Consider the following 26,630-nt stretch of genomic DNA (forward strand, 5'->3'; position numbering starts at 1 on the left):
ATTGTGCGAGAATAAAGGAAAATGGAACGAAAGGAGAAGCAATCATGAATCATATGGACATTAAAATTATTAGTAAAAATTCATTAATCACTAGTGTGCATATGATTGGTTTTACGTATGCTGCATAGGGGGGAAAGTGTACCCAAAAGTGAGTATAGTTGTAAAATCATATTCCTGAATGCTTTTCAAAAAGTAGGAGAGGTTATGATTACTTTCATAGCCTCTTTTTTGATGCCAATTTTAAGTGAAAGCGTTATGATTAGATCAAAATTAAGACGAGATTAAATGAAAATAGGATTGAGGAGGGTAAGATCATGAACATAGTAGATTCAAGTATTTAATATATACTTTGTGATAAAATAGAAAATATTTAGAAAGATTATAATTTTGTCTGGTATATTTGATTTAACAGATAAAAGAATTTTATAACTTTTGTCATGAATGACAAAAAATTTGTTTATTTTGGAGAAAATATTAATGAAAATCTTTAAAGAACTCTGGTGGTTTTTTAAATCAGAGAAGAAAGGGTATGGAATAGGTCTTTTTGCGCTATTCATGGTGTCAATGACACACCTGATTCCACCTTTGATTATTGGGAAAGTCATTGACCATATTGTCAAGCATAATTTGACCTGGCCATTATTAACAGAATACTTAATTATTCTACTTGCAACTGCCCTTTTTGAATACGCGTCACGTTTTATTTGGTCGACAAATATTTGGGGAGAAGCTTTTCGCCTAGAAAAAATAATGCGAGCAAAACTATTCCACCATTTTCTAAAAATGGATACCCTCTTTTATCAAAAGAATCGAACAGGAGATTTGATGGCACATGCTACGAATGATCTCAATGCCATTCAAGAAGTGGCTGGTTTAGGCGTTTTGACCTGGGCGGATTCAATGATGACAGGTGGGACAACTATTGCGGCCATGTTGATCTTTATTGACTGGCGTTTGACCATCATTGCGGTTTTGCCACTTCCACTTTTGGCTTTAGTTTCTAAAACATTAGGCGACCGCATCCATGAAAGTTTCGAATTGGCACAAGAAACCTTCTCAGAAATGAACGATAAGGTTCAAGAATCAATTACTGGGATGAAAGCCATCAAATCTTTCGGTGAAGAAGAACAAGACAAGGCCGATTTTCAGGAAAAATTAGATAATATTGATAAAGCCTACGTCAAAGTCAATTGGATTGATTCAATGTATGACCCATTGATTACATTTATTGTGGGAATTTCTTACACCTTGACGATCCTATTGGGGGGATATTATGTCGTTCACAATGTCTTAAGTCTAGGGCAATTAGTTTCCTTCATGACCTATATTGGGAATTTAGTTTGGCCTATGTTTGCGATAGGGATGCTCTTTAACGTTATGGAGCGCGGTCGTGCATCCTACTCTCGGGTTGAAAAACTATTGGATCAGAAAGCTGAGTCTAAAGTCGCAGATGGTAAACTTGACATGCCTGAAAAAGGCACCTTGTCATTTGATGTTCAAAACTTTGCTTATCCTGATGATCCTAAAGTAATGATTAAAGACATCACATTCGATCTTGAACCAGGTCATCTAATTGGATTAGTTGGACGTACTGGTTCTGGTAAATCTAGCATTATTAAATTATTAATGCGTGAATTTGACCATTATGAGGGACGAATTGCTTATGCCAATCAGGACATTATGGCTTATAAATTAGATGAATATTTGCCAAGTATTGGTTATGTCCCGCAAGAACATTTCTTATTTTCCATGAACATTCGAGATAACATACGTTTCGGAAAAGCAACTGCTAGTCAAGCAGAAGTTGAGAAAGCAGCACAAATTGCCGGGATTCATGATGATATCATCGGTTTTTCTGAGGGATATGATACGATGGTTGGCGAACGCGGAGTGTCACTTTCAGGAGGGCAAAAACAACGTTTGTCTATTGCGCGTGCTTTACTTGTTCAACCTAAATTATTAATTTTAGATGATGCCTTAAGTGCTGTAGATGCCAAGACAGAAAATGAAATTCTTGGGAACTTAAAACGCAGACGAAAGGAATCTGCTACGGTCATTGTCAGTCACCGCTTGAGTTCCGTTATGGAAGCCGATGAAATTCTGGTTTTAGAAGGTGGAAAAGTTACTGAACGTGGAAAACATGAGGCATTGGTCCAACTTGATCAGGGCTGGTATGCCAAAATGTGGCAAATGCAACAAATCGAAAGTCATTTAGGCCATCAAACAGAAAAGGAAGGAGAAGAATAATGGAAAATATCGATCAACAAAACCAAAAATTAAGTTTCAAAGAAAATTGGAATGTCTTTAAATTTATTTTTAAATTCTTACTTCCTTTCAAAAAGTATTTTATCCTAGCCTTTGTCTTTAGTGTGGTAACCACAATTTTGGCATCAGTGATGCCATTCGTTATCTCAAATTTTATGGATTCTTATTTGGAGACAGAAAAAGCGACTGATCAAATCATTTGGTACTTTGCAATTCTTTATTTTGTGCTTAATATCATCAACTCAATTGCATTCTTTTTCAAATGGAACTATTTACAAAATGGTTCGATCTTTGTCAATCAATACATTCGTAAAAAAGTCTATGCAAAACTTCATACTCTAGGGATGCGCTATTTTGATCAAAAACCGACGGGTTGGTTAATTACGCGGGTCACTAATGACACCGACCTCTTTCCATTTTGGCAAATGCTCTTCAACACTTTAACCAGTATAATTTCGATTGTCATTGCTTATACGGCACTCTTTATTATTGACCATCAAATTGCGTCCGTTATGCTCATTTTCTTACCAATTTTGTTGGCGGGTGTCTTAATATACCAACGTGTTTCAACACGTGTTTATCAATTAATGTTGAAAAAACGATCAGAATTAAACACCAAACTAAATGAATATATTTCAGGTATACGCATCATTCAGCAATTCAGACAAGAAACACGTTTAGGTAAAGCTTTTGACCAAACCAACGAAGAATACTACGGTTATCGAAAACGAGTCATTCAAATCAACGGATTATTACTCAGTCCTCTCGTTAATTTCCTGATGTCTGTTTCGATCATCGTCGTCTTAATTATGTTCTCAGACCGCAGTATGCATACAGTAGTTGCAGCAGGCCTGATTTACGCCTTTATCTCCAACGTGCAGATTTATTTCAATCCGATTTCAAATCTGATGGACTCTTTGTCAAATTTCTCCAATGGCCTTGTCTCTGCCAGTCGAATTAAAACCATCATGGAAGAGTCTGAATATGCACCAACTTACAAACCTGAACCTGAAGATATAGCTCCAGACCTTGCTGTTACAAATGACAAAAATGGACCCATTATTAGTCAGGGAAAAATTGAATTCCGTCATGTTAATTTTTCGTATGACGGTGAAAATCAAGTCTTGAAGGATATTTCGTTCGTCGTCCATCCAGGCGAGACCATTGCCTTTGTTGGACATACGGGTTCTGGGAAATCGAGTATTATAAATGTCTTCATGCGCTTTTATGAGTTTTACGAAGGACAGGTACTGATTGATGATGTCGATATCAAAACTTACTCAAATGAAGAATTGCGCAAGAAAATTGGACTCGTTTTGCAAGATTCATTTATGTTTGTAGCTTCTGTAACGGATAATATTAAGATGATGAATCCAAAAATTTCAGACGATGCAGCGATTGCCGCGGCCGAATTTGTCCATGCTGACGGCTTTATTAGAAACTTGGAACATGGCTTTGACTCAAAAGTTATTGAAGGTGGCGCAGCCTTTTCTGCTGGTGAACGGCAATTAATTAATTTTGCTCGCACAATGGTTCGTGAACCTAAAATTCTCCTTTTGGATGAAGCAACGGCTAATATTGATACGGAAACTGAAGCGTTAATTCAGCTTGGTTTAAGTAATATGCGCCAAGGACGGACAACAATGGCGATTGCCCATCGTTTATCAACGATCAAAGATGCCAATTTAATTTTAGTTCTTGAGGCAGGCGAAATCATTGAACGTGGAACGCATGATGAGCTTGTCGAAATGAATGGTTATTACGCCGATATGTATCGTCTACAAACCCTCCAAAAAGAGGTTTAAAAAAGAATGGGAATGATTTTATTCATTTCCATTTTAATAAGTTCGACTAATAAAATATATTTGAATAATAAAAAGCCGTCCTGTAATCACAATGAAAACGTTTGTCATAGAAAACTTGCAAACGCTTGCCAAAATCTGCGCATCAAATCACAATTTCAATCTTTGAAAATACGCATGAAAACTGATAGAATAGGTAGGAAACAAGTTATGTATTGTTTAAATTAAGATATAAAAGAGGTAAGAAATGGCTGAGAAAAAATACGGCTCAGATCTAATTGTTGATAGTCTCATCAACCACGATGTCAAATATGTGTTCGGAATTCCCGGAGCAAAAATTGACCATGTTTTTGATCGACTTGAAAGCGATGAAAACGCCCCACAACTTATTGTTACACGTCACGAGCAAGGGGCAGCCTTTATGGCACAAGCCGTTGGACGTTTGACCGGTAAGCCTGGTGTGGCACTCGTAACAAGTGGACCTGGAGTCTCTAACCTTGCTACAGGGCTTCTCACAGCAACTGCAGAAGGGGACGCCGTACTTGCAATTGGTGGTCAAGTTAAACGTGGAGATTTGTTGAAACGTTCTCACCAATCAATGAAAAATGCTGAATTATTTGCACCAATTACAAAATACTCAGCTGAAGTTCAAGAACCATCCACATTATCAGAAACTATCGCTAACGCATGGCGTGTAGCAAAATCTGGTAAACATGGTGCAAGCTTCCTTTCAATTCCTCAGGACGTAACTGATGCAGAAGTGACAGTAAAAGCCATTAAACCAATGTCAGAGCCAAAAATGGGGAATGCTTCAATTGATGACATCAATTATTTAGCACAAGCCATTAAAAATGCAGTTTTGCCAGTAATTTTAGTTGGTACTGGTGGTTCAGATCCAAAAGTTGCGCAAGCATTGCGTAACTTATTGACACATGTCTCAATCCCCGTTGTCGAAACTTTTCAAGGGGCAGGAGTTATCTCACGTGATTTGGAACATACGTTCTTCGGACGTGTCGGATTATTCCGTAATCAACCAGGTGATATGCTTTTGAAACGTGCAGACCTTGTAATTGCTGTTGGTTATGATCCAATCGAATACGAAGCACGTAACTGGAACGCTGAGATAGACAGTCGTGTCGTTGTCATTGATAATGCCATTGCTGAAATCGACACATATTTCCAACCAGAACGTGAATTGATTGGTAATATTGCTCAAACACTTGAAAACTTGCTTCCAGCCGTTCGAGGTTATGAACTTCCAGAAGGTTCGATTGAATATTTGACCGATCTTCGTGAAATCATGAATTATCGTGACGAAGAAGTGAAACATGAAGAAGGAAGAATTCATCCTCTCGAATTGGTCGATGCCTTCCAATCGATTGTTAAAGATGATGAAACGGTTACCGTTGACGTAGGTTCCCTTTACATTTGGATGGCTCGTTACTTCAAATCATATGAACCACGCCACCTGCTCTTCTCAAATGGGATGCAAACACTCGGTGTAGCACTCCCTTGGGCAATTACAGCTGGTTTGCTCCGTCCAAATAAACGTGTCTACTCAATGTCAGGTGACGGCGGAATGCTCTTCACAGGGCAAGAATTAGAAACAGCCGTTCGTTTGAACCTCCCTATCGTTCACATTATCTGGAATGACGGACACTTTGATATGGTTAAATTCCAAGAAGAAAAAAAATACGGACGTTCATCAGGAGTTGACTTCGGACCAGTTGATTATGTCAAATACGCTGAATCAATGGGTGCCAAAGGATACCGTGCGACAAGCACAGAAGAGTTCCTCGAAATCATCAAGAACATTCCAGAAACATCTGGTCCTGTTTTGATTGATATCCCCATAGACTACTCAGACAACATCAAGCTCGCAGATACCCTCCTGCCTGAAGAATTCTATTGATAAGAAACAAGAAATTTGTGAAATAACAAAATAGAGAAAAAACCCTTGAACTTTTATGTTCAAGGGTTTTTTCTTGATTCAAATCTAATATCATTCTCTATAAAGAGATTAAAAATTTGATACTCGTACACTAGGAACTAGAGAATTTGAAGCTTTGAAAACGATTGATGGGTAAAGAAGCCAGTAATCATGGGCTGTTATGGAATAAAAATTTAATCAAAAAAATAATAAAAAAGTTCTTGACATTCACAAGTGTACTGTGTGTAATAGTACACATAGAGAAAGGAGTGAAATGTACGTAGATCCTAATAATAAAGATGCTATTTATGAACAAATCGTTTTTAATGTCAAAAAAGATATTATACAAGGGATTCTGAGTCCCGAGGATAAGATATTATCAGTTAGAGATATGTCGAAAAAATTGGGGGTAAATCCTAATACAGTAGCCAAAGCCTATAAAGAATTAGAAAATCAAAATGTAATTGTGACCATCAAAGGCCGTGGCTCCTTTGTCAAAAGAAACGATGATGAGCAGGTTATTGATATACAAACACAAAACAAATTGAAAAAAGAATTAAAAGCGTGGCTTGTTGAAGCACAATATGCAAGGGTTCCAAAAGAGTTAGTGTATAAATGGATTGAGGAAGAGGAGTATTAAATTTGGAGATTAAAAATTTAAGTAAGTCAATTGATAATGTGAAAATATTAGAGGATATTAATTTATCCATTCCTAAAGGAATTATTTATGGCATTGTTGGTCGAAATGGGTCAGGGAAAACTACGTTATTTCGCTCTCTAGCAAGTCATTACTTGTTAGATGAAGGGGAAATCATAATTAATCAGCAAAATATTAATGAATTTCCGCATTTGAAAAATGATTTTTTTTATCTAGATATTCAATATCAACCCCTCGATGGCATGAGATTAAAGACGATAGATAATTATTTTTCTTTGATTTATCCATTGTTTGATTCAGATAGGTTTTGGTCATTAATAGAAGAATACAAAATTGGAGATCAACAATTTCAAAAATTTTCTAAAGGGGAACAATGTCTCATCATCGTAATTTTAGCTTTATGTACTGATTGTTCGTATATAATTTTAGATGAACCACTTGATGGCCTTGATGTGATTGTTAGAAAACAAGTAGTCGATTTAATGATTGATACCATTAGTGATCAGGAAAGAAGTATAATTTTAGCCTCACATAACTTACATGAATTGGAAAAACTAGCTGATCAGGTGGCAATATTAAACAATAAAACCATAAGCACAATATTGGATCTAACAACAGTAAAAATGTCTATTCACAAAATCCAAGTTGCATTTAAGGATTCAAATTTACCTCAATTTGTCAGAGAAGCAGCAGAGTCAATTATAAGTGAAGGCAGAGTGACTACGATTATCTTTGATAATTATTCAGAGGCGCTAAAACAAAGAATCATTGCTGAAGAGCCAATATTTATTGAAGATCTACCGTTGTCTTTAGAAGATATTTTAGTCAGTAAATTTTCAAAAGAAAAACTTAAGGGGGACAAATGAATTGGAATTAAAAAATTTAAATCGACTGACTTGGCAGAAATCCAAAACGATAATCGTTAGTCTAGGCATGTTACTAATTTTATTCTCAATGGTAGTGGGGTTTAATTCGACAAACTATTGGCAAAAGAACCAAAATTATCTTAAATCTGGACAAGCTAGGGCGGATTATAACAGCTATCTTCAAAAAGAAACAAAGATAGAATCGGAAATCAATAAAAAATATCATTCTCAGAAAGATTATCAAAAAGCTTTAGATTATGGTTACTCCAAAGGAAGTAATTCCATTATCGGTTTTAATTCCAAGACAGGAAAATACGAGATTTCTAAAGACTCATTCAAACATTTTTATGGGTATATCTATGATAAACTTTTTACTGATAGTAGTCTTGGAAGTTTAATTTCAAGTGGATACATTTTTACGACGAGCGTAATTTACAAGAACTTCACCTATCTGAGTCTAATTTTTCTAATCGCAGGTTTTTTAATTAGTTTTTTAGATTATCGAACGAACTTCAACACAATGTTATTTTCGTCAGGATTTAGTAGAAAGGATATTTTAAAAAGTAAAATTAAAACATCATTGTTTCCTTTAATTGGATTTGCAATAGTTGGCATCGCAATTAATCTAGGTCTTCTGTATGCAGTATTTTCAACACGATATTTTAACTCCCCCTTTAATAAAGTAATATTTTACCAGTTGTGCATAATATTTGTGGCTATCGCTTATTACTTTTTGGGTTACTTATCAGGCCTGATTTTTGGTAGAGTTCTTCCGGCAATATTGACAATTATTGGTTTTGTAATCGGCCTAGAAATGATTCAAGCAAATTTATGGGATACTTACCTTGGATTAAACCATATCAAAAGTAATGAATATAATATCAATTCATTATTCACCCAATTCGACACCTTTTCGAAATGGTCACTGCTTTGTAGCCTGATTTTACTCTTAATTATTGGTTTATTTTTTACTATCCAATTTTTATATGAAAAATTGAGTTTAGAAGAACATGGGAATTTTATACTCTTTTCAAATTTACGTCTCCCCTTAAGCTTGACGGCAGCTTTATTTGCTGCATATGCTCTTGCTGGTAACTTAGGTTTGTCCGAGCAATATAACAGCGTTGATTTAATTTGGACAATGAAATACAACGTCCTACCAGGAATTTTGATTTTCTTCATTACTTTTGCCATATTTATGTCATTAAACAATTATAAAAAAATTGATGACTTGTTCAGTAGAATAACGAACAAAAGTTTGAGGCGACAAAAAAATTAATACAATTTAACATGTTGATCGAAGGCGTTCACAATAATAAGCGGGAATGAGTGAAACTCTTGAATAAAAGTTACTATTAATAATTCTATTTTCCTTAGACTTTTATTTTGAAATAAAGATGATGAATTATAATAATAAAACAGTGATAAAAAAAGAGATTTATTTCTCTTTTTTTCATTTTAATATGATAAAATATAGTCAAAAAAATACATGTTTTGCTTGCCTTTGATAAAATATTGTGTTAAAGTCATAACAGATTAGACGAGATGAGTAGAGAATAAGATGAAATTACAAACACAAAATATATCAGACCTTAAACAGGCTGTAGCATTAGTGAATAAAGTAAGGATTGACCTCCTTTTAACGAACAAACATGACAATCACGCGCTTATCCATGTACGGGATAGCCTAAATAATCAGATTGAACATTTAATTCAGCTGGATAAATTAACAAATGAAGAGTAATTGAATTGCATATCATTTTGGATCGGACTGATTTAACAGTATAATAGAAATATAACAAGTAACCTAGTTACTCCTTTCCGAGAGAACGCTCCTCAGTTCTCTCGTTTTTAAATTCCCTTTTCTTCATTTTAATGTGAATAGAGAGGCATTTGCTAATGAAAAATTCATTTGTGTTTTAGTTTGGAGAAAATAAGTGAGAGGATTTGGATAGACATTAAGTTTTAAGCGCATTTTTAAGCCTCTTTGTGAAAATAAATAGAATACGGGAAGACCACTGATAAAAAAGGTTAACCTACTCATACCAGTCACAAAAAATTAATCCCAGAGAAACGGATGTAGAAATAAATTCACTTATGAATCCCGCCAGACTTAATAAAGTAGCCCTCATAAAAGTGCATGTTTTGAATATCAAGGGAAAGTCCAATTCGCATCTGAGCAGATAATTTACTGTAAATTACGAGTCATGTTCTAGCTTGTATTAAACAACCATAATAAGCCTTGTTTTAAAATCAGAAGTATTTTATAATAAAATTACTACAAAAATAATTTAGAAAATGAGGAAAATTGTGAATCCATTGTTTGAAACTTTTGTTACTTTATATGAAACTAAGAATTTTACAAAAGCTGGTGAACTCCTTTTTATTTCTCAGCCAACAGTAACTGTAAGAATTAAGAAGTTAGAAGAAGAATTAGGAGTCAGTTTGTTTTATCGTGGGTTCAATCAAGAAATAACACCAACTCCTGCGGCATCAGTCTTGTACAAGTCTGCAGTCAGATACTTGCGCGAATGGGAACAACTACAAGCGGATTTGCTAAAGCGTGAGTTGGCACGTAGTCCTTTTAAAATTGCCACGTCGCAAAGTGCTGGTACAAAAATATTACCATCTGTTTTGAAAGCAATTGAACCTTTTCTGGATAAAATTGATGTCAATGTTATTATGACTGATTCAGAAACTGTTCTATCAATGATTGATAATCATACGGCTCATTTTGGAATTATTGAAAAGCCTTTAGCAAGTGATTCTATTGATGCTTTTGAAATCTCTAAAGATGAATTGGTCTTAGCTGGCGATCTATCGAATGGAGTATTCTTTCGAAGAGAATATGGTTCAGGAGTTGGTTATTTTACAAGTAAGTTTTTGAAAGAAAGAGAATGGAAGCCTCGGCATATTATTCAGATTAATAATAATGATGTCATCGTGGCTCAAATTAAAGCAGGACTTGGGGCATCGTTAATTTCTAAGAGTTTTGTAGAAGAAGGTATGCCCTATGTAACACTTGGTGAAAAATATAAGCGTAAATTTACAGGAATTTATTTTTCGGAAGAAAAAAATCCGCTCATCAAAGCAATCATTGATGAAATTAAGGACAAAATAAAGCTTCTAAAAGTTTGAAAAGATATTCGAAATACAAAAACACATCTTAAAGATGTGTTTTTTCATTTATTAATAAATGTGAGCAAATAAACCTAATGAAATACAGATTAAGACGACAAAGATAATTGTTGTCGTACTTATTAGACCAAGTAAGATGGGTTTTAGACCTAATTTTTTTAAACTCTTGAAATGAACGCCTAATCCCAAACCAAACATGGCGGCTCCTAAGACTAATTGTTGGAGGTACTTAATCGGTTCAGTCCAGGATGTTGGAATGACCTTTAAGCTTGATATGACGACCATCAGGATAAATCCAACAACAAAGAGGGGGATAAGAGCTGGCTTCATTTGGCTCTCCTTTTGATGTTGTCTGTTAAACAAATTAAAGATAAAAATTGCAGGAGCCATCAAGGAAACACGCGCCAATTTGATCATCGTTGCAACTGTTAAGTAAGCACTCCCCATAATTCCGGCGGTTGCCACAACTTGGGCCACTTCATGAATGGAAGCTCCCATCAAAGTTGCACCTTGACTTAAATTTAAGTCAAGAAGGTGAATAAGAACTGGAATTTGGGCAATCATCAGCGTCCCAAACAAGACCACAAGGGCAACTGCAGCAGCTACTTTTTCCTCAGCCGCTTTGATTGTTCCTTGAAATCCAGCGATTGCAGCAGCACCACAAATAGAAAAACCAGCAGCGATTAAACTTGTGAGGTCTTTGTCAACTTTTAACAACTTCCCAATAAATATGGTCATTAAAAATGTAATTGTAACGGCAAAAACATCAAGGATGAGGACAGGAACGCCCAATTGAACAATGTCTGAAAGCGAAACTTGCACTCCTAGTAAAACGACTCCCCAACGCAATATTCTTTTAGCTGAAAATGCGATTCCGGGTTCCAAAATTTCAGGAATGTTTATGATATTGCGAAGGAGCATGCCAAGTAAAATGGCAAGTAACATTGAGCTTAAAGTGGGGAAAAAGGAGGTGATCAGCAGGCAGACTAGACTCACGATGAGACAGAGGAGTACGCCTGGTAATAATTGAACTCGTTGTTCAGGAGATTGGCTTGTTTCTTTGGCGGTAGGAGTTCCTAATTGCTCCCATTTCATTATGCGACGGATTGTCGCTTTTAATTTTTGACTCATTTGTAAATCTTTCTAATTGTTTTTGATTTATTATAAACGATACGAAAATAAATGTAAAATGAATTAAAGTAATAGAAGGTATTACGATTATTAATAATGTAAAATAAATATTCGTAATGAAATATGCTGATTAAAGTGACAAAATTAAAGTTTACCCATCCTATTTGAATAAAGAATGAAAATATAACATAAAAAAACGGAAATACAGTTCGATGACACAATTGTAATGGGAACTCTCAAACAGTTTATGGCCGTTCCAATCAAGGTTTATTGGCTTGAAGGCAATACATTTTTAAGTTAGTTCATTGAATATGCTGACTCATAAGCAATTATATAAATAAAAATAATCAAGTGAGTATGGAACCAAAAGAAAAATAAAAAATAAACAGAAGGGGCAAAGGTCCCTTCTGTTTATTTTGATAATGTGAAACTTGAGGTGACATTAAACATTACCTTTGTACAATTTAAAGTACCATGTACGTCATAAGAACCGTTCTTATCTTGTTGAAACAGATTTACTCTATTTGATGATCAAAAGATTATATAAATATAAGATTAAAGTTAACTTGAATGACGCTTTCGACAAACTAAAATAAGGAGAATCAGCTTTTTGGATGAATAAAAAAGTACATTTCCCTCGATTGATCAGTTATAGCTCAATAATTTCGATAGGTTCTAATTTTTTTCCCAAGAAATGAGCGATTTCCAGCCACTTTTTTTCAAACAACGAAACTTCAAAAGGGCTCCAATGTTCAATCAAAATACGACAAGCCTTGTCACTCGTTTGAATTGACCAGCGGCCCACTAGTTCGCCTTGAAAAATTATTGGCGCAAGGAGAATTCCATTTTTAGTCCACATTAACTTTATTTTATCTACTGGAGTCAACCATGTTTTATCTGCATAGCCAGTCAGCAAACTATCAAAACGCGCTGTAACAAATGTACTATCAGACATGGTCTTGTCAGTAATGATCAATGGAAGCTCCAAGGTGTTCCAAATGGGACGTACATCTGAAATTTTTATGCCAGACCATTTAATAAAATCTTCCAATTTTGCTGGGCCAAATCCGTCCCAATAGCGTTTAATTAATGTTTCGATGGCTTGTTTAGCAGAAGTAGTTTTGAACTGTTCCGCAAAAATGAGCTGATGATTGCGGACGCTTGAACTTGCATCAATGTATGCAATTCCAGACTGTGTTAATTGTTGAATGATACCGTTAAAGGCATAACCATGAAAGTCAAAAGTTGGAAAATCACTAGCGACCAATTTAATGCACTCTGATTTTAATAGCTTTTTATGTGTCGCTAACTTTTCGGCCAAGTATTGGATGATTTCTAAGGAGATTTCAGTTTGTCCCTGATAATAGCCTCGGGGTAAGATTTCATTTTGACGAGCATTGATTATTAATTCCCAATCGTCATAAGTCAACAAATGCAAGGTCCATCGATTTGCCCAGCTCCGAACAATTTGATGCTTTCGGTATAAAGTTTGTAAATGGTCGAGTGTTAAATTTTCAGTCCGCAAGAAAAGGTTCAATTCAGCTTCTTTTTGCGATTGAGCCTGAATTCCGACGGTTTGGCGAAGAACTTCTAGAACATCAGTTTTTGGTAAATATAAGCCTTGACTTTCAAAACGTTTTAAGATTAATTTTTCATTCATTTTTCCACTCCGAATTCTAATTGAATTATAGCAAAATTTGAGGGAAAGATACAAAAAAAGCCAAATTACATTGACTTTTTAAGATTAAACATTAACTTCCTCAATTGCGCTCAATCGTTCAGCAACTTCATCAGCTGTTAGCTGGTGCTTGACGATATAACGATTATTGGGGTGAATACGACATTCATGAGAACAAGATCCTAAATATTTGTATTCATTCTCCTCAGATGCAAGCATTTGGCGATTACATTCTGGATTGCCACAATTAATGTAGCGTTCGCATGGTGTTCCATCAAACCAGTCTTTACCAACAACAATGTGTTCTTTCTTATTGATTGGAACAGCAATGCGGCTATCAAAAACGTACATTTGACCTTCCCAAAGATCCCCCTGAACCTCGGGATCTTTTCCGTAAGTTGCAATGCCTCCATGCAATTGACCAACGTCATTAAAACCTTCGCGAACAAGCCAACCAGAGAATTTTTCACAACGAATTCCGCCTGTGCAATAGGTCAAAACGCGTTTATCCATGAAATCTTCCTTGTGATCAATAATCCATTGCGGTAAATCACGGAAATTGCGAATGTCAGGACGGACAGCATCTTTAAAATGCCCAAGATCATATTCATAGTCGTTACGCGCATCAATGACAACAGAATTTTCATCAAGCATCGCTTCACGAAATTCGACTGGAGTCAAGTAAGCCCCTGTTGTTTCAAGAGGATTAATATCATCTTCAAGATTGAGGTTAACTAATTCATTACGGTAACGCACGTGCATTTTCTTGAACGCATTTTCGTTTGCTTCATCAACTTTAAACATCATGTTCGCGAAACGTGCATCAGCATGCATCAACTCGATGTAAGCATCTGTTTGTTCAATTGTTCCTGAGACGGTTCCGTTGAGACCTTCATCAGCGACTAAAATCCGCCCCTTTAAGCCAAGTGCTTTGCAATCAGCTAGATGTTGCTTTGCAAATTGTTCAGCATTCAGAAGTGGGACATATTGATAGTATAAGAGTACTCGATAATCATGAGTCATTTTAAATTCTTGCTCCTTGGTATTATTAAATTTAATTAAACAAATTTAACCTCATTCTAATTTAACTTTTTTCTTATGTAAAAGCAAAAGACTTGCTTGTTATTTTTATCACAATAATAATTCCTATTGGCGTATTAAATTACTAAAATCGTTAATTCTTTACAGTCAATTCAATTTGATTTATAATAAGAAGAGTTTCTTAATGTAAAAAGGAGAAAAAATGCAAGAACAAGTAAAATTATTTCATCACAATACTTTAGCCTCATTAATGTCAGGACTTTATGAAGGGACAATTGAAATTGGCGATTTATTGAAAAACGGATCATTCGGAATCGGAACACTTGCAGGCGTTGACGGTGAATTAATTGTTCTTGATGGAAATGCCTATATTGCTAAAGGGAATCGCACAGTACGCTTGGTCAGTGCTGACGAAAAAGCTCCCTATGCAGCAGTAACGACACCCCATGTGACGATTCAACAAAAGTTTGATCGGACAATTTCAGATCAAACACTCTTAGAGGAAATTGAAAAAAAACTCCTCAGTCGCAATTTATTTCACTCTGTAAAAGTACATGGCTTGTTTAATAAAATGCATGTCAGAATGTCACCAGGGGCAAAAGAAGGAGAGCAATTTGTTGATGTCGCCGCACGCCAACCTGAATATACCGAAGAAAATATATCGGGAACCATTGTGGGTTACTGGACACCTGAACTTTTCCATGGGATGAGCGTTGCTGGTTTCCACCTTCACTTCATATCTGATGATCGTCAATTCGGAGGACATATTATGGACTTTACAATGGCGAATGGAAACCTAGAACTTGGTAAAATTGACCAAGTGATTCAAAATTTCCCAGTTGAAGCAGAACGCTTTTTAGAAGCAGATCTTGATCTTGAAAAACTTCGTGGTGATATTGAAAAAGCCGAATAAGTAAATTAACGCCCATGGCGTTTTTTTGTTACATTCTAATATTTTTTTCGTATTAAAGGATAAGAGAAAAGGAGAACTTATGTATACAAATTTTGATTTATTTAGACTAAAAGATGCAGGAATGACCAACTTAGGACTTAACAAACTCCTTCGCTTTGCTGAGACAAATCCAGTTAAATTAAGTCTACGGAAAATGGCTCAAATTTCTGGAACCAAGTCTATTCCAGACTTTATCGAACGATACAAGAGTCAGGACTGTAAGATCCTAAGAAAAACATTTAAAAAATTCCCTACATTTTCAATTCTTGATGATATTTACCCAGAACGGTTAAAAGAAATTTATAATCCCCCCGTCCTCCTTTTCTACCAAGGAAACCTTGAACTTCTAAAGAAAATGAAAATTTCAATCGTAGGAAGTAGAAATTCAAGTACATCTGGGACTAAGTCAGTTCAAAAATTGATCAAAGAACTGGGAAATCAATTGGTCATTGTTAGCGGCTTAGCAAAGGGAATTGATTCAGCAAGCCACATTGCTGCCATCAAAAACTCAGGATTCACGATTGCTGTAATTGGAACGGGGATAGATATTAATTACCCCAATGAGAATCGTCCCTTGCAAGAGTACATCGGCAAGCACCAATTATTACTGTCGGAATATGGTCCAGGTGAGAAAGCACTAAAATTTCATTTTCCTGAACGTAATCGAATTATTGCTGGTTTATCTCGTGGCGTAATCGTAGTCGAAGCAAAAATGCGAAGTGGCAGTTTAATTACCTGTGAACGTTCGATGGAAGAAGGACGCGATGTTTTTGCCGTTCCCGGTGATATTATTTCCCCATTTTCAGAAGGGTGTCATCATTTAATACAAGAAGGTGCAAAATTAATTACAAATGGTCGAGACGTTCTAAACGAGTACGTTTAGAGCAAAAATTCTAATTTAACAAAACTTGCTTTTTACTATAAGAAAACACATTTTGCTTGACATAATAAAATAAAGTATTTATGATAAGAAAAGGATTCAAATTATCATCTTGACAATTAACTTTTGAACGAGTAAAATTGATTTGTTTAACATCAAGACGAATACATTGTTTTATCTAATAATATAGAAGAAAGTAATAATGCCAAAAAGTACAACTACAAAATCACCAAAAACGACAACTAAAAAAAAGAAAAAAGCTTCAACAAAAAAAACGACAGCTGGTAAAAACCTTGTCATCGTTGAATCACCTGCAAAAGCTAAGACGATTGAAAAATATCTAGGCAGAAATTTCAAAGTGGTTGCCTCCGTTGGGCATATTCGAGATTTAAAAAAATCAAGTATGTCTGTGGATATTGAAAATGACTATGAACCACAGTATATTAACATTCGTGGAAAAGCACCTTTGATTAATTCGCTTAAAAAAGAAGCTAAAGCGGCTAAAGCTGTCTATCTCGCAAGTGACCCGGACCGAGAAGGAGAAGCAATTGCTTGGCACTTAGCACATATTTTAGATCTCTCATTGGAAGATAAAAATCGTGTTGTGTTCAATGAAATAACCAAAGATGCTGTAAAGAAAGCTTTTAAAGAACCACGCACGATTGACGTTGAACTCGTAGATGCTCAACAAGCTCGTCGAATCCTTGATCGACTCGTAGGATATTCTATTAGCCCAATCTTATGGAAAAAAGTCAAGAAAGGTCTTTCAGCTGGACGTGTTCAATCCATTGCCTTAAAACTCATTGTAGACAGGGAGCATGAAATAAATGCTTTTGTTCCGAAGGAATACTGGTCAATCGCTGGTGATTTCAAAAAAGGGACGAAGAAATTTGCAGCCTCATTTTGGGGAGTCGATGGCAAAAAACAAGCCCTTGATACTAATGAAGATGTTGTCAAAGTGATGGAACGGCTCTCAGGTCCAGATTTCTCAGTAGAAAAAGTTGAAAAAAAGAAAAGAATTCGAAATGCGCCACTTCCATATACCACAAGTTCACTTCAACAAGATGCTGCCAATAAGATTAATTTCCGAACACGTAAGACAATGATGGTTGCTCAACAACTTTATGAGGGAATCACATTAGGCGCTCAAGGACATCAAGGCTTGATTACCTATATGCGTACAGATTCAACTCGTATCTCGCCTGTGGCACAAGCTGCCGCAGCCGAATACATTGTTGACAAGTTCGGAGAACCATACAGTAAGCATGGGTCAAAAATAAAAAATTCGGCAAGTGCACAAGATGCCCATGAAGCGATTCGTCCATCAAATGTTTTTAATACACCTGAACTTATTTCCAAGTATCTTGATAAAGATCAGTTGAAACTTTATACTTTGATTTGGAACCGTTTTGTGGCGAGTCAAATGACGGCAGCCATTTTTGATACCATGAAGGTAAATCTAGAACAAAATGGAGTGATCTTTGTAGCGAACGGCTCACAAGTGAAATTTGAAGGCTATTTGAAGATTTATAATGACTCTGATAAGAATAATATGCTACCAGCAATGGAAGAAGGAGATGTCGTAAAAAAAGTAAATCTCAAACCAGAACAACATTTTACTCAGCCACCAGCACGTTATTCGGAAGCTACACTTGTTAAGACACTCGAAGAAATTGGTGTCGGTCGCCCTTCAACATATGCTCCAACACTTGAAACCATTCAAAAACGCTATTACGTTCGACTCGTTACCAAACGATTCGAGCCCACAGAATTAGGCGACATTGTAAATACTCTAATTGTTGAGTATTTCCCTAATATTGTCAATACAGAATTTACGGCTGAAATGGAAAAAGATTTAGATGAAGTTGAAGATGGAAAACGTAAATGGGTAAGCGTCGTTGATCAATTCTATAAACCTTTTGCCAAAGAATTATCTAAAGCAGAAATTGAGATGGAAAAAATTCAAATCAAAGATGAACCTGCTGGATTTGATTGTGACCTTTGCGGTCACCCAATGGTTATTAAATTAGGACGTTTTGGTAAATTTTATGCTTGTAGCAATTTCCCAGATTGCCATAATACCAAGGCTATCGTCAAAGAAATTGGCGTGAAATGCCCACTTTGCCATGAAGGAAATGTCATCGAACGGAAAACAAAGAAAAATCGCATCTTTTATGGTTGCGACCGTTATCCTGAATGTGACTTTACAAGTTGGGATAAACCGATTGGACGTGACTGTCCTAAGTCAGGACACTATCTGGTCGAAAAGAAAGTACGTGGTGGCGGAAAACAAGTCGTATGTTCATCGGATGAATGTGATTATCAAGAAGCAAAACAGAAATAACATATTTATTATTATGTAAAAGCCAAGTTTTAAGAAAGAAAATGATGACAAAGAAACATATTAATATTATTGGTGCAGGACTAGCAGGATCTGAAGCCGCTTATCAGATTTCCAAACGAGGGATTCCCGTAAAACTTTACGAAATGCGTGGTGTAAAATCAACACCTCAACACAAAACAGACAAGTTTGCTGAACTCGTCTGTTCTAATTCATTTCGTGGAGCTGCTATTACAAATGCAGTGGGTCTTCTGAAAGAAGAAATGAAGAGGTTAGATTCCTTAATTATCCGTGCGGCAAATGCAACACAAGTCCCTGCTGGGGGGGCATTAGCTGTCGATCGAGAAGGATTCTCAGATTATGTCACTCAAGCTTTACAAAGTAATCCCTTGATTGAAATTATTCGTGAAGAAATGACACAGATACCAAGTGATGAGTTAACCATTATTGCCACTGGCCCGCTTACTTCAGACGCACTCGCAGCCCAAATCCATGAATTAAATGGAGGAGATGGTTTCTATTTTTATGATGCGGCAGCACCAATTGTTGATATATCAACTGTTAATTTGTCAAAAATTTATAAAAAATCTCGTTACGATAAGGGCGATGCAGCATACTATAATTGTCCAATGACAAAAGAAGAATTTAATGCCTTTCAGACAGCTTTAATTGGTGCGGAAACAGCTGAATTACATTCATTTGAAAAGATGAAAGTATTTGAGGGGTGTATGCCTATTGAAGAAATGGCAAATCGTGGTTATAAAACGATGCTTTATGGACCCATGAAACCAGTGGGTCTTGAATATCCGGAAGATTTTGAAGGACCTCGTGATGGTGATTTCAAGTCCCCTTATGCTGTCGTTCAGCTAAGACAAGACGATGCAGCTGCCTCACTATATAATATTGTTGGTTTCCAGACGCATCTGAAATGGGGAGAACAGAAACGTGTCTTTCGAATGATCCCTGGGCTTGAAAATGCCGAATTTGTCCGCTATGGTGTGATGCACCGTAATTCATACATGGATGCTCCTCAATTGCTTATGCAAAATTATCGTTCTAGAAAACAAGAAAATTTATTCTTTGCAGGACAAATGACTGGAGTTGAAGGCTATGTCGAATCAGCATCGTCAGGATTAATTGCTGGGATAAACGCGGCACGACTTTTTAAAGGTGAAGAAGAAGTTATTTTCCCAAGAACAACAGCAATTGGGAGCTTACCTTACTACATTACGCACACGGATAGTAAGCATTTTCAACCCATGAATGTAACATTTGGTATTATGCAAGATTGGCCGGAACGGATAAAAGATAAAAAAGAAAAGTATGGTTTGCTGGCTGAAAGGTCACTTGAAGAATTATTACCTTATCTTGATTTATGAAACGGATATAACAATAAATAAAAAACGTCTGTTAATTAGCAGGCGTTTCTTTATTTGATATTCTTACTAGAATGATGCTCATTTTTGTAAATGATTGTTTTATAGACGGTCCAATCCTTTTTTATTTTCATCATCTACGATAGAAATATAAAGGGCAGACGTATTCAGATCAGTATGGCCAAGTTGGTTGGCAATTAGTGCTTGGTTTTTGGTTTCTGCATAGAGTCGAGTTGCTAAAGTATGACGTAACTTATGGGGAGAGACTTCGATTTTAAATGCTTTTGAGTATTTTCCAACGAGATTTTCAACCGAACGATTATCAATTCTTTTTGCTATTCCCTTGTATTTGGCTAAAAAGAGGGCTTGTTCTTTCACATCGGGTTGATAAATCATTTGCCTAGCTTCTAGATATTGTTCAATGTACACCTGTGCAAAAGGTGCAATTGCGACAACATCTCGTTTACCACCTTTGCGTATAACTTCGATGGTCAGGGTTTTTAAATTGATGTGCTTGACGTCAGCGTTTGTACATTCAGATAGACGAATGCCTGTAGCTAGGATTAATGCGATAATGGCAAGATCACGAATTTTATTTTTTTCAAAATATGGTCTTGCCCCATTAGAAATTTGATCGCTGTACTCATGGTCAATAAATTCAAGAAAGCCGAGGGATTCATCTCCTAAAAAGAGCTTATTTTTAATCGCGGATGCTCTCGCATTTAAAGTCTCTTTTGACTTAACTGTTTTTATTTTGTCCATTACATTTCTGTAGAAATAAGGTTCACCGTCCTCATTCTCTGTCTCTCTTGTTAAGAAATTAAAAAGACTGGATAAAGCAGAAATTGTTCGATTGATTGTGGTTTGACTGAGACCAAATTGTTGTCCATTGCTATTTGCTTTTGGGCGTTCACGAAGGTAGAGGATATAGGACTCAACATCTTGTTTCTTCAAATGTTCAAGGACAGTCATGGGAATTGACTTGATTTCAGGATCTGGAATTAAACCAGATTCGTATAGCCAGTCAAAAAAACGATGAAATTCTTTCAAATACTCGTAAATGGTGTTTTGTGAACGTCTTTGAACTTGCATTGAGCGAACATATTCATTAACATAAAATGGCATTTTACCCTGTTCATCAGAAATATGTTTCAGGAGTAACTCTTTATTCACGGATTTAATGTGCCTCCTTCGTAATTAAAATACTAACTCGTTAACCCTCATTATAGCACAAGTGTTCGTAAAAAGGTGGTAACTTTATCAGGAAATGATGACGAGATAAACTCCGTTTCCATTTAACATTTTACAAATGTTCAGATATTTTTGCTATATCCGAACAATTTAAGGGAAAAATCTTAAATAAAGAGGAAAAAAAACAAAAAAAACTAAAATTTCGTTAGAATAGGGATATAAGATTAGAATAGAGAATAATATGCATCCACATTTAAAAGCAATTTTGTTTACACGAGAAGATATTCAGAAACGCGTGTCTGAGTTAGCAATCGAAGTTTCAAAAGATTATGAGGGGAAAAATCCGCTTGTTGTTGGTATTTTGAAAGGTTCAATTATGTTCACGGTTGATTTACTCAAAGAATTAACAATCGACGCTGAAGTTGACTTCATGGACGTTTCGAGTTACGGAACAGGCGTGAGTTCATCTGGTGAAGTTAGAATATTGAAGGACTTGGAAACAAAGGCAGAAGGGCGAGATATTCTAATTTGCGAAGATATTATTGATTCTGGAAATACATTATTATATGTCAAAAAACTTTTAGAACATCGAGGTGCAAGTTCGGTTAAAATTATTTCTCTTTTGGATAAGCCAGCAGGCCGTAAAGTCGAAATTGACGGAGATTATATCGGATTTGAAGTACCAGATGAATTTGTTGTTGGGTATGGAATTGATTATGCTGAACGTTATCGTCATTTACCATATATTGGAATTTTCAATCAAGAATACTTGATAAAAGATTAATTTGAAAAAAATGAGTAAAATGAGTAAAATATGAAAGTTTTAGGGATTGTTTCTAAGGCTTTTTTAAATGTCTCGAGTACGCTCAAAACCTCATTTTTCGGTATAATAAAGTTATGAAAAAAATAGCAGTTATTGGCGGTGGCATCATTGGAATGACATTGGTCAATTATTTGGATTCCAAACAGTTTGAAGTATTACTTTATGATTCTGGTAAAAACCAAGCAACCGGTGCGAGTGCAGGGATTATCTCACCATGGCTTTCTAAACGAAGAAACAAACAATGGTATGCGTTGGCGCGTGATGGTGCAGCATTTTATGAACAGTTGGTCTCAGATTTTAGTCTAACGAATGAAATCTATGAAAAATGTGGTACTTTATTTGTGAGAGATCAAGTAGCTTTAGATCAACTTGAACAATTGGCGATAGAGCGAAAAGAAAAGGCGCCAGAGATTGGACAAATTCGATTGTTAAATCCAAAAGAAACATCTGAAATATTGCCAATATTACGGCCCACACCAAGTCTTTATATTTCAGGTGGGGCAAGATTAGATGGAAAAGCTTATTTGAATCATCTGAGAAAGAGGGCATTGGGTCGTGGAGTAAGAATTATTTCGGATGAGGTAAAAGTTCAGAAAGCTGGAAATGGCTGGGAGATTAATAGGGCTGAGGAAAAAGTAGTTGTAGATAAGGTCGTTTTGGCACCTGGACCTAAGTTAAAAGACTTATTAGAACCATTGGGCTATTCAACAGCAGTAGAACCTCAAAAAGGACAACTTATTTCTTTTTCTACTGACTTAAATACGAACAATTGGCCAGTTGCTTTCTTGGATGGAGAAGCTGATTTAATCCCTTTTAACAAAGGAGAAATACTCCTCGGTGCAACACATGAAAATGAAGCGAAATGGGATTTAAGACCGACTAAGAAAGCGTTCGAGAAGTTGACGCAGGGAGTGGATAGGTACCTCAATAATAATTCTTTGACGGATTTTCCATATTCATTTCGAGTGGGAACTAGAGCATATACACCAGATTTTGCTCCTTTTTTCGGCCCACTTAAAGATGAAGTTGGCTTGATTGTCGCGAGTGGTTTAGGCTCATCTGGGCTCACTACGGGTCCCTATATCGCATTTCTCTTATCTGAATTTTTAAATGGTAAGGTTGATGAATGGGAGATGTCAAACTACGAAAAAGACTTTGATCATTATATTACCGTCATCTGATGTTTTTTTCTGATTGCTTATTTTTTTATGAATAACGTGACCAATGAGTTAATTAAACTACATTGAATTAAATTTCAATAAAAAACCAAATAATATTGCATTTGAATAATATGAAACATATGTTAAAATAGAAGCGTAATAAGTACATTTAAAGATTGAGGGATTGAATGAATATTGTATTTTCAGACGTTGATGGAACTTTCCAATCACTAGGAGAGCCTATCTCACCTGTTAATTTAGAAGCAATTAATTATTTGGAAAACAGAGGGGACCGTTTTGTTTTTGTGACTGGTCGTGGTATCGATATGGCCACAAGTCTTCTCGAAGAAGTTGGTGTTGATTGTGATCTGATTTTTGGTAATGGTGCTGGATTAAAATTAAAGGGCCAAAAGCCCGAATATCGGAATTGTTTAACTTTTGATCATTTAAGTAATATTTTACCTATATTAGACGAATTAGAAATATTATATTTTGTTCACACAGATAATGAAACAATCATTCAGACGATGGATCGATACGAAAGGAATCTGGATGAATTAAGCCTTAGTTTAGCAAAAGTAGGTGACAAGCATGCTGAAATTATGGATTTTAAACGTCACTATTTCGCACAAGAGTGTTTACAAGTTCCTTCTGTATTGGAGTACTTTGCACAACGTAAGGATAAAAAAATCATTAAAATTGAGCTGATGGAAGCCAGTGATGAAAAACGCGACTTCATTCGTGAAAAGTTAAGCAAACAATCGGTCATGGCTTTTTCATCTTTTATTAAAACGCTTGAAATTGTAAATCCTTTAAGTTCAAAAGGGAGTGCAATTCAAAATTACTTGTCTAATTTTGAGAATTATACAAGTTTTGGGATTGGTGATGGTGAGAATGATTTGTCAATGTTTGATACGGTAGATGTATCCGTAACAGTAGCAGATGCAGCACAACCAATCAAAGATCAATGTGATTATGTCTCACTGGCTTGTAATGAGGGTGGTGTAGGTCATTTTATATTAGCTAACTGTAAATAATCTAAATTTTGAAAAAGAAAAAACCATAAGAAAAGGGCCTTTCTAGATTTATTATTTGAAAGCTTTCAATGAATAACTGATGTTCTTTTTGAACCAATTAATATAGTCGAAATTTTAAAAGACCTACGATATGTAGGTCTTTTCTTATCCAATCATCACATATCATTTACAAGAAAAGAATTTAAATCATGTTATAATGAGTATAAATAGGGGAAATCTAATAAATCTATATTTTACTGGCCACAGTTATCCAAGTGATTTAACTTGTGAAAATGTGGTCGTTTGGATTGTTCTTTTTTATAAACAAAAAATCAAAGTAATGGGAGGAAGGTTATGATTAATGTTGCAATCGCACGTCCATTAATCACAATAACGAATGTTATTTGGTGTTACGATTCGTTAAGTCAAAAGATAAAAGTTTTACTTGTAAAAAGGGAAGACCGTCCTTTTGAAGAATATTGGGCACTGCCCGAAACTTTTTTGAGAGATAACGAGAACGCTCGTACGGCATCTTTAAGATTAGTTAAAGAACGAATAGGTCTTGATTTGCCTGAAATTCACGCTGAGCAATTAGCAACTTTTACAGCACCATCACGAAATCCTGATGGTAGAGCCATCTCACTGAGTTACATGATTTTTTTACCTGAATGTACTAATCTTATTGTAGGTCCTGGGGCAGTAGATGTCGCTTGGTTTGACCTAGTGTATGTTAAAAATAAACATTTTGAATTTATCAATGATAATTTAAGATTCACCACATTGGATGATAATGAGTACATCACCATAGAAGATTCAACAAAGCGATTGGCTTTTGACCACAATTGGATATTAACAGTTGCTTGTAATAGAATCATTAATAAACTTGATTATCAGCCCACGATATTGTTAATCTTAGGAGTTTCTTTTACTTTGAAAGAGGCTCGTCATATTTTTGAATTATTTGGGAAGTATGAACCCGATAATTCTAACTTTTTGCAAAACCATAAAAAAATATTAGAACCAGATGGTCGTATTGAAAAGCAAGGTCCTGGAAGACCTGCAAAAAAATATCGCTTGACTTTAAATTGAAACTATGATAAACTCTCACAAGATAATAAAAGTTAAAAATACTTTTATTAAGAGAGGGAATTATGAGAAAGAGACGACATATATTAATGATCGTTGGGACGGCATGGATGATAGATGCACTAGATGTGGCACTTTTATCATTTATTATGCCCCTTTTAAAAAATGATTGGCATCTAAATCCAACTCAACTTGGCTTATTAGGTTCTGTTACATCCGTAGGGATGATAGTTGGGGCTTTCTTATGTGGCCGACTATCAGATAAATTTGGCCGGAAGCGTGTGATGTTATGGACCCTTTTTATTTTTTCATTGAGCAATTTGGCATTATCATTAGCACCAGATGTCAATTGGTTTATGTTTATACGATTCATTACAGGTATTGGATTAGGTGGTGAACTTCCCGTTGCTGCGGCGTTATTGGCTGATCATTATAGGGGGAAAGAACGTGAAAAGATCCTTATTCTTGGAGACAGCTTTTGGGCCTATGGTTGGATTCTTGCCTCATTAATGGCCTTCCTTATTATTCCTTACTTTGGTTGGCGAATCACTGCTGCTTTAGTTTCGATTTTTTCTGTATATGCTTTTATTTTAAGAAAACATCTTCCTGATGATCCAAAAGTCGGATCACCAAAGGAAAACGCATTAAAAATTTTATTTTCTAGAACTTATCGGTCACCACTTATTACATTGAGCATCCTTTGGTTCATCACGATGTTAACTTATTATGGTATTTTCCTGTGGCTTCCAAGTATCCTTGTGATAAAAGGTTTTTCAATTGTGAACTCATTAGGTTTTACGCTAATGATTTCGATAGCCCAATTACCTGGTTACTATCTTGCCGCATTTCTAATGGATAAAATGAACCGGAAAATCCTATTAAGCATTTATCTTATGGGGACGATTATTTCTTGTCTATTTTTTGGATTTGGAAATAATATTGAGCTCATTTTAGTCGCTGGAGCATTCATGTCATTCTTTGATCTTGGTGCATGGGGAATTTTAATCGCGCTTACACCCACACAATTTCCAATTGAAATCAGAGGAAGTGGGATGGGAACTGCACAAGCTGTCGGAAGGATTGGTGCGACGATTGGTCCCTTTCTTGTCGGATGGATGATTGGAATTGGTTTTGGCATATCAACTGTCCTCATATTATTCGTTGTCCTCTTATTTATTGCGATAGTAGTTCTCTTTTTTGGATTCAATTTAAGAAATTATGAATGAAGAAGAAAAAAAATAGGTCACAAAAAGATATTATTAATAGCATCATTTATTGATGTTATCCTTAAATCTT

General features: G+C 35.6%; 21 protein-coding genes. 17 read left to right on the plus strand and 4 right to left on the minus strand.

Translation table 11 applies throughout. The features are described from left to right. Positions 1-477 precede the first annotated feature (477 nt). From RT41_RS08085 to RT41_RS08120, 8 genes are all read left to right on the plus strand, one after another. Complete coding sequence (locus RT41_RS08085; protein WP_096818813.1) at positions 478-2,247, plus strand: ABC transporter ATP-binding protein; 1,770 nt, start codon at positions 478-480, stop codon at positions 2,245-2,247. Continuing rightward, positions 2,247-4,070 (plus strand): ABC transporter ATP-binding protein, encoded by a 1,824-nt coding sequence (locus tag RT41_RS08090; protein WP_180752703.1) that lies wholly within the window; start codon positions 2,247-2,249, stop codon positions 4,068-4,070. Before RT41_RS08085 ends, RT41_RS08090 begins: the two co-directional genes overlap by 1 nt. 244 nt (positions 4,071-4,314) lie before the next feature. Then, a complete protein-coding gene (gene alsS, locus RT41_RS08095) occupies positions 4,315-5,979 on the plus strand; it encodes an acetolactate synthase AlsS (RefSeq protein ID WP_096818816.1) in 1,665 nt (554 codons plus the stop codon). Positions 5,980-6,271: 292 nt separating this feature from the next. After that, a complete protein-coding gene (locus RT41_RS08100; RefSeq protein ID WP_096818818.1) occupies positions 6,272-6,637 on the plus strand; it encodes a GntR family transcriptional regulator in 366 nt (121 codons plus the stop codon). A 2-nt stretch (positions 6,638-6,639) separates the two neighbouring features. Continuing rightward, on the plus strand, positions 6,640-7,521 hold the full coding sequence (locus tag RT41_RS08105) for an ATP-binding cassette domain-containing protein (protein ID WP_096818821.1): 882 nt from the start codon (positions 6,640-6,642) through the stop codon (positions 7,519-7,521). 1 nt (position 7,522) lies between these two features. Further along, a complete protein-coding gene (locus RT41_RS08110) occupies positions 7,523-8,800 on the plus strand; it encodes a hypothetical protein (protein WP_096818823.1) in 1,278 nt (425 codons plus the stop codon). A gap of 282 nt (positions 8,801-9,082) precedes the next feature. After that, positions 9,083-9,265 carry a hypothetical protein gene (locus RT41_RS08115; RefSeq protein ID WP_054639802.1) on the plus strand — a complete coding sequence of 61 codons (183 nt, stop codon included), beginning with the start codon at positions 9,083-9,085 and terminating at the stop codon, positions 9,263-9,265. A gap of 554 nt (positions 9,266-9,819) precedes the next feature. Then, positions 9,820-10,659 (plus strand): LysR family transcriptional regulator, encoded by an 840-nt coding sequence (locus RT41_RS08120; RefSeq protein ID WP_054639801.1) that lies wholly within the window; start codon positions 9,820-9,822, stop codon positions 10,657-10,659. 51 nt (positions 10,660-10,710) lie between these two features. Here RT41_RS08120 and RT41_RS08125 read toward each other — a convergent pair whose 3' ends face one another. The 3 genes from RT41_RS08125 to trhO all read right to left on the minus strand — a co-directional run bounded on the left by RT41_RS08125 (position 10,711) and on the right by trhO (position 14,491). After that, positions 10,711-11,790, minus strand: coding sequence for a YeiH family protein (locus tag RT41_RS08125; RefSeq protein WP_054639800.1), 1,080 nt, complete (start codon positions 11,788-11,790; stop codon positions 10,711-10,713). A 649-nt stretch (positions 11,791-12,439) separates the two neighbouring features. Further along, positions 12,440-13,450, minus strand: a complete 1,011-nt coding sequence (locus RT41_RS08130; protein ID WP_054639799.1) for a DNA glycosylase AlkZ-like family protein — start codon at positions 13,448-13,450, stop codon at positions 12,440-12,442. An 84-nt stretch (positions 13,451-13,534) separates the two neighbouring features. After that, complete coding sequence (trhO, locus tag RT41_RS08135; RefSeq protein WP_054639798.1) at positions 13,535-14,491, minus strand: oxygen-dependent tRNA uridine(34) hydroxylase TrhO; 957 nt, start codon at positions 14,489-14,491, stop codon at positions 13,535-13,537. Between the two features lie 220 nt (positions 14,492-14,711). On the opposite strand from trhO, the gene budA reads away from it, so the two are divergent. The 4 genes from budA (at position 14,712) to trmFO (ending at position 20,061) form a co-directional block, all read left to right on the plus strand. Continuing rightward, positions 14,712-15,422, plus strand: coding sequence for an acetolactate decarboxylase (gene budA / locus RT41_RS08140; RefSeq protein WP_054639797.1), 711 nt, complete (start codon positions 14,712-14,714; stop codon positions 15,420-15,422). A gap of 79 nt (positions 15,423-15,501) precedes the next feature. Then, a complete protein-coding gene (gene dprA, locus RT41_RS08145) occupies positions 15,502-16,344 on the plus strand; it encodes a DNA-processing protein DprA (RefSeq protein WP_096818827.1) in 843 nt (280 codons plus the stop codon). Between the two features lie 199 nt (positions 16,345-16,543). Then, on the plus strand, positions 16,544-18,685 hold the full coding sequence (topA, locus tag RT41_RS08150) for a type I DNA topoisomerase (protein ID WP_096818829.1): 2,142 nt from the start codon (positions 16,544-16,546) through the stop codon (positions 18,683-18,685). Between the two features lie 44 nt (positions 18,686-18,729). Continuing rightward, positions 18,730-20,061 (plus strand): methylenetetrahydrofolate--tRNA-(uracil(54)-C(5))-methyltransferase (FADH(2)-oxidizing) TrmFO, encoded by a 1,332-nt coding sequence (gene trmFO, locus RT41_RS08155; protein WP_096818841.1) that lies wholly within the window; start codon positions 18,730-18,732, stop codon positions 20,059-20,061. A 99-nt stretch (positions 20,062-20,160) separates the two neighbouring features. Here the strand turns inward: trmFO and xerS are convergent, their stop codons facing one another. Continuing rightward, positions 20,161-21,231, minus strand: coding sequence for a tyrosine recombinase XerS (xerS, locus tag RT41_RS08160; protein WP_054639796.1), 1,071 nt, complete (start codon positions 21,229-21,231; stop codon positions 20,161-20,163). 259 nt (positions 21,232-21,490) lie between these two features. Here xerS and hpt point away from each other — a divergent pair, with 259 nt between their 5' ends. From hpt to RT41_RS08185, 5 genes are all read left to right on the plus strand, one after another. Then, positions 21,491-22,033, plus strand: coding sequence for a hypoxanthine phosphoribosyltransferase (gene hpt, locus RT41_RS08165; protein ID WP_096818831.1), 543 nt, complete (start codon positions 21,491-21,493; stop codon positions 22,031-22,033). A 113-nt stretch (positions 22,034-22,146) separates the two neighbouring features. Beyond that, positions 22,147-23,253, plus strand: coding sequence for an NAD(P)/FAD-dependent oxidoreductase (locus RT41_RS08170; RefSeq protein ID WP_096818833.1), 1,107 nt, complete (start codon positions 22,147-22,149; stop codon positions 23,251-23,253). Between the two features lie 167 nt (positions 23,254-23,420). Next, positions 23,421-24,269: an HAD-IIB family hydrolase gene (locus tag RT41_RS08175; RefSeq protein WP_054639795.1), complete on the plus strand. Its 849-nt coding sequence runs from the start codon at positions 23,421-23,423 to the stop codon at positions 24,267-24,269. 333 nt (positions 24,270-24,602) lie between these two features. Continuing rightward, on the plus strand, positions 24,603-25,337 hold the full coding sequence (locus RT41_RS08180; protein WP_096818835.1) for an NUDIX domain-containing protein: 735 nt from the start codon (positions 24,603-24,605) through the stop codon (positions 25,335-25,337). 62 nt (positions 25,338-25,399) lie between these two features. Continuing rightward, complete coding sequence (locus tag RT41_RS08185; protein ID WP_096818837.1) at positions 25,400-26,560, plus strand: MFS transporter; 1,161 nt, start codon at positions 25,400-25,402, stop codon at positions 26,558-26,560. The last annotated feature ends 70 nt before the right edge of the window (positions 26,561-26,630 follow it).

This window comes from Lactococcus fujiensis JCM 16395 (assembly GCF_002441655.1).
GTDB classification, from domain to species: Bacteria; Bacillota; Bacilli; order Lactobacillales; family Streptococcaceae; genus Lactococcus; species Lactococcus fujiensis.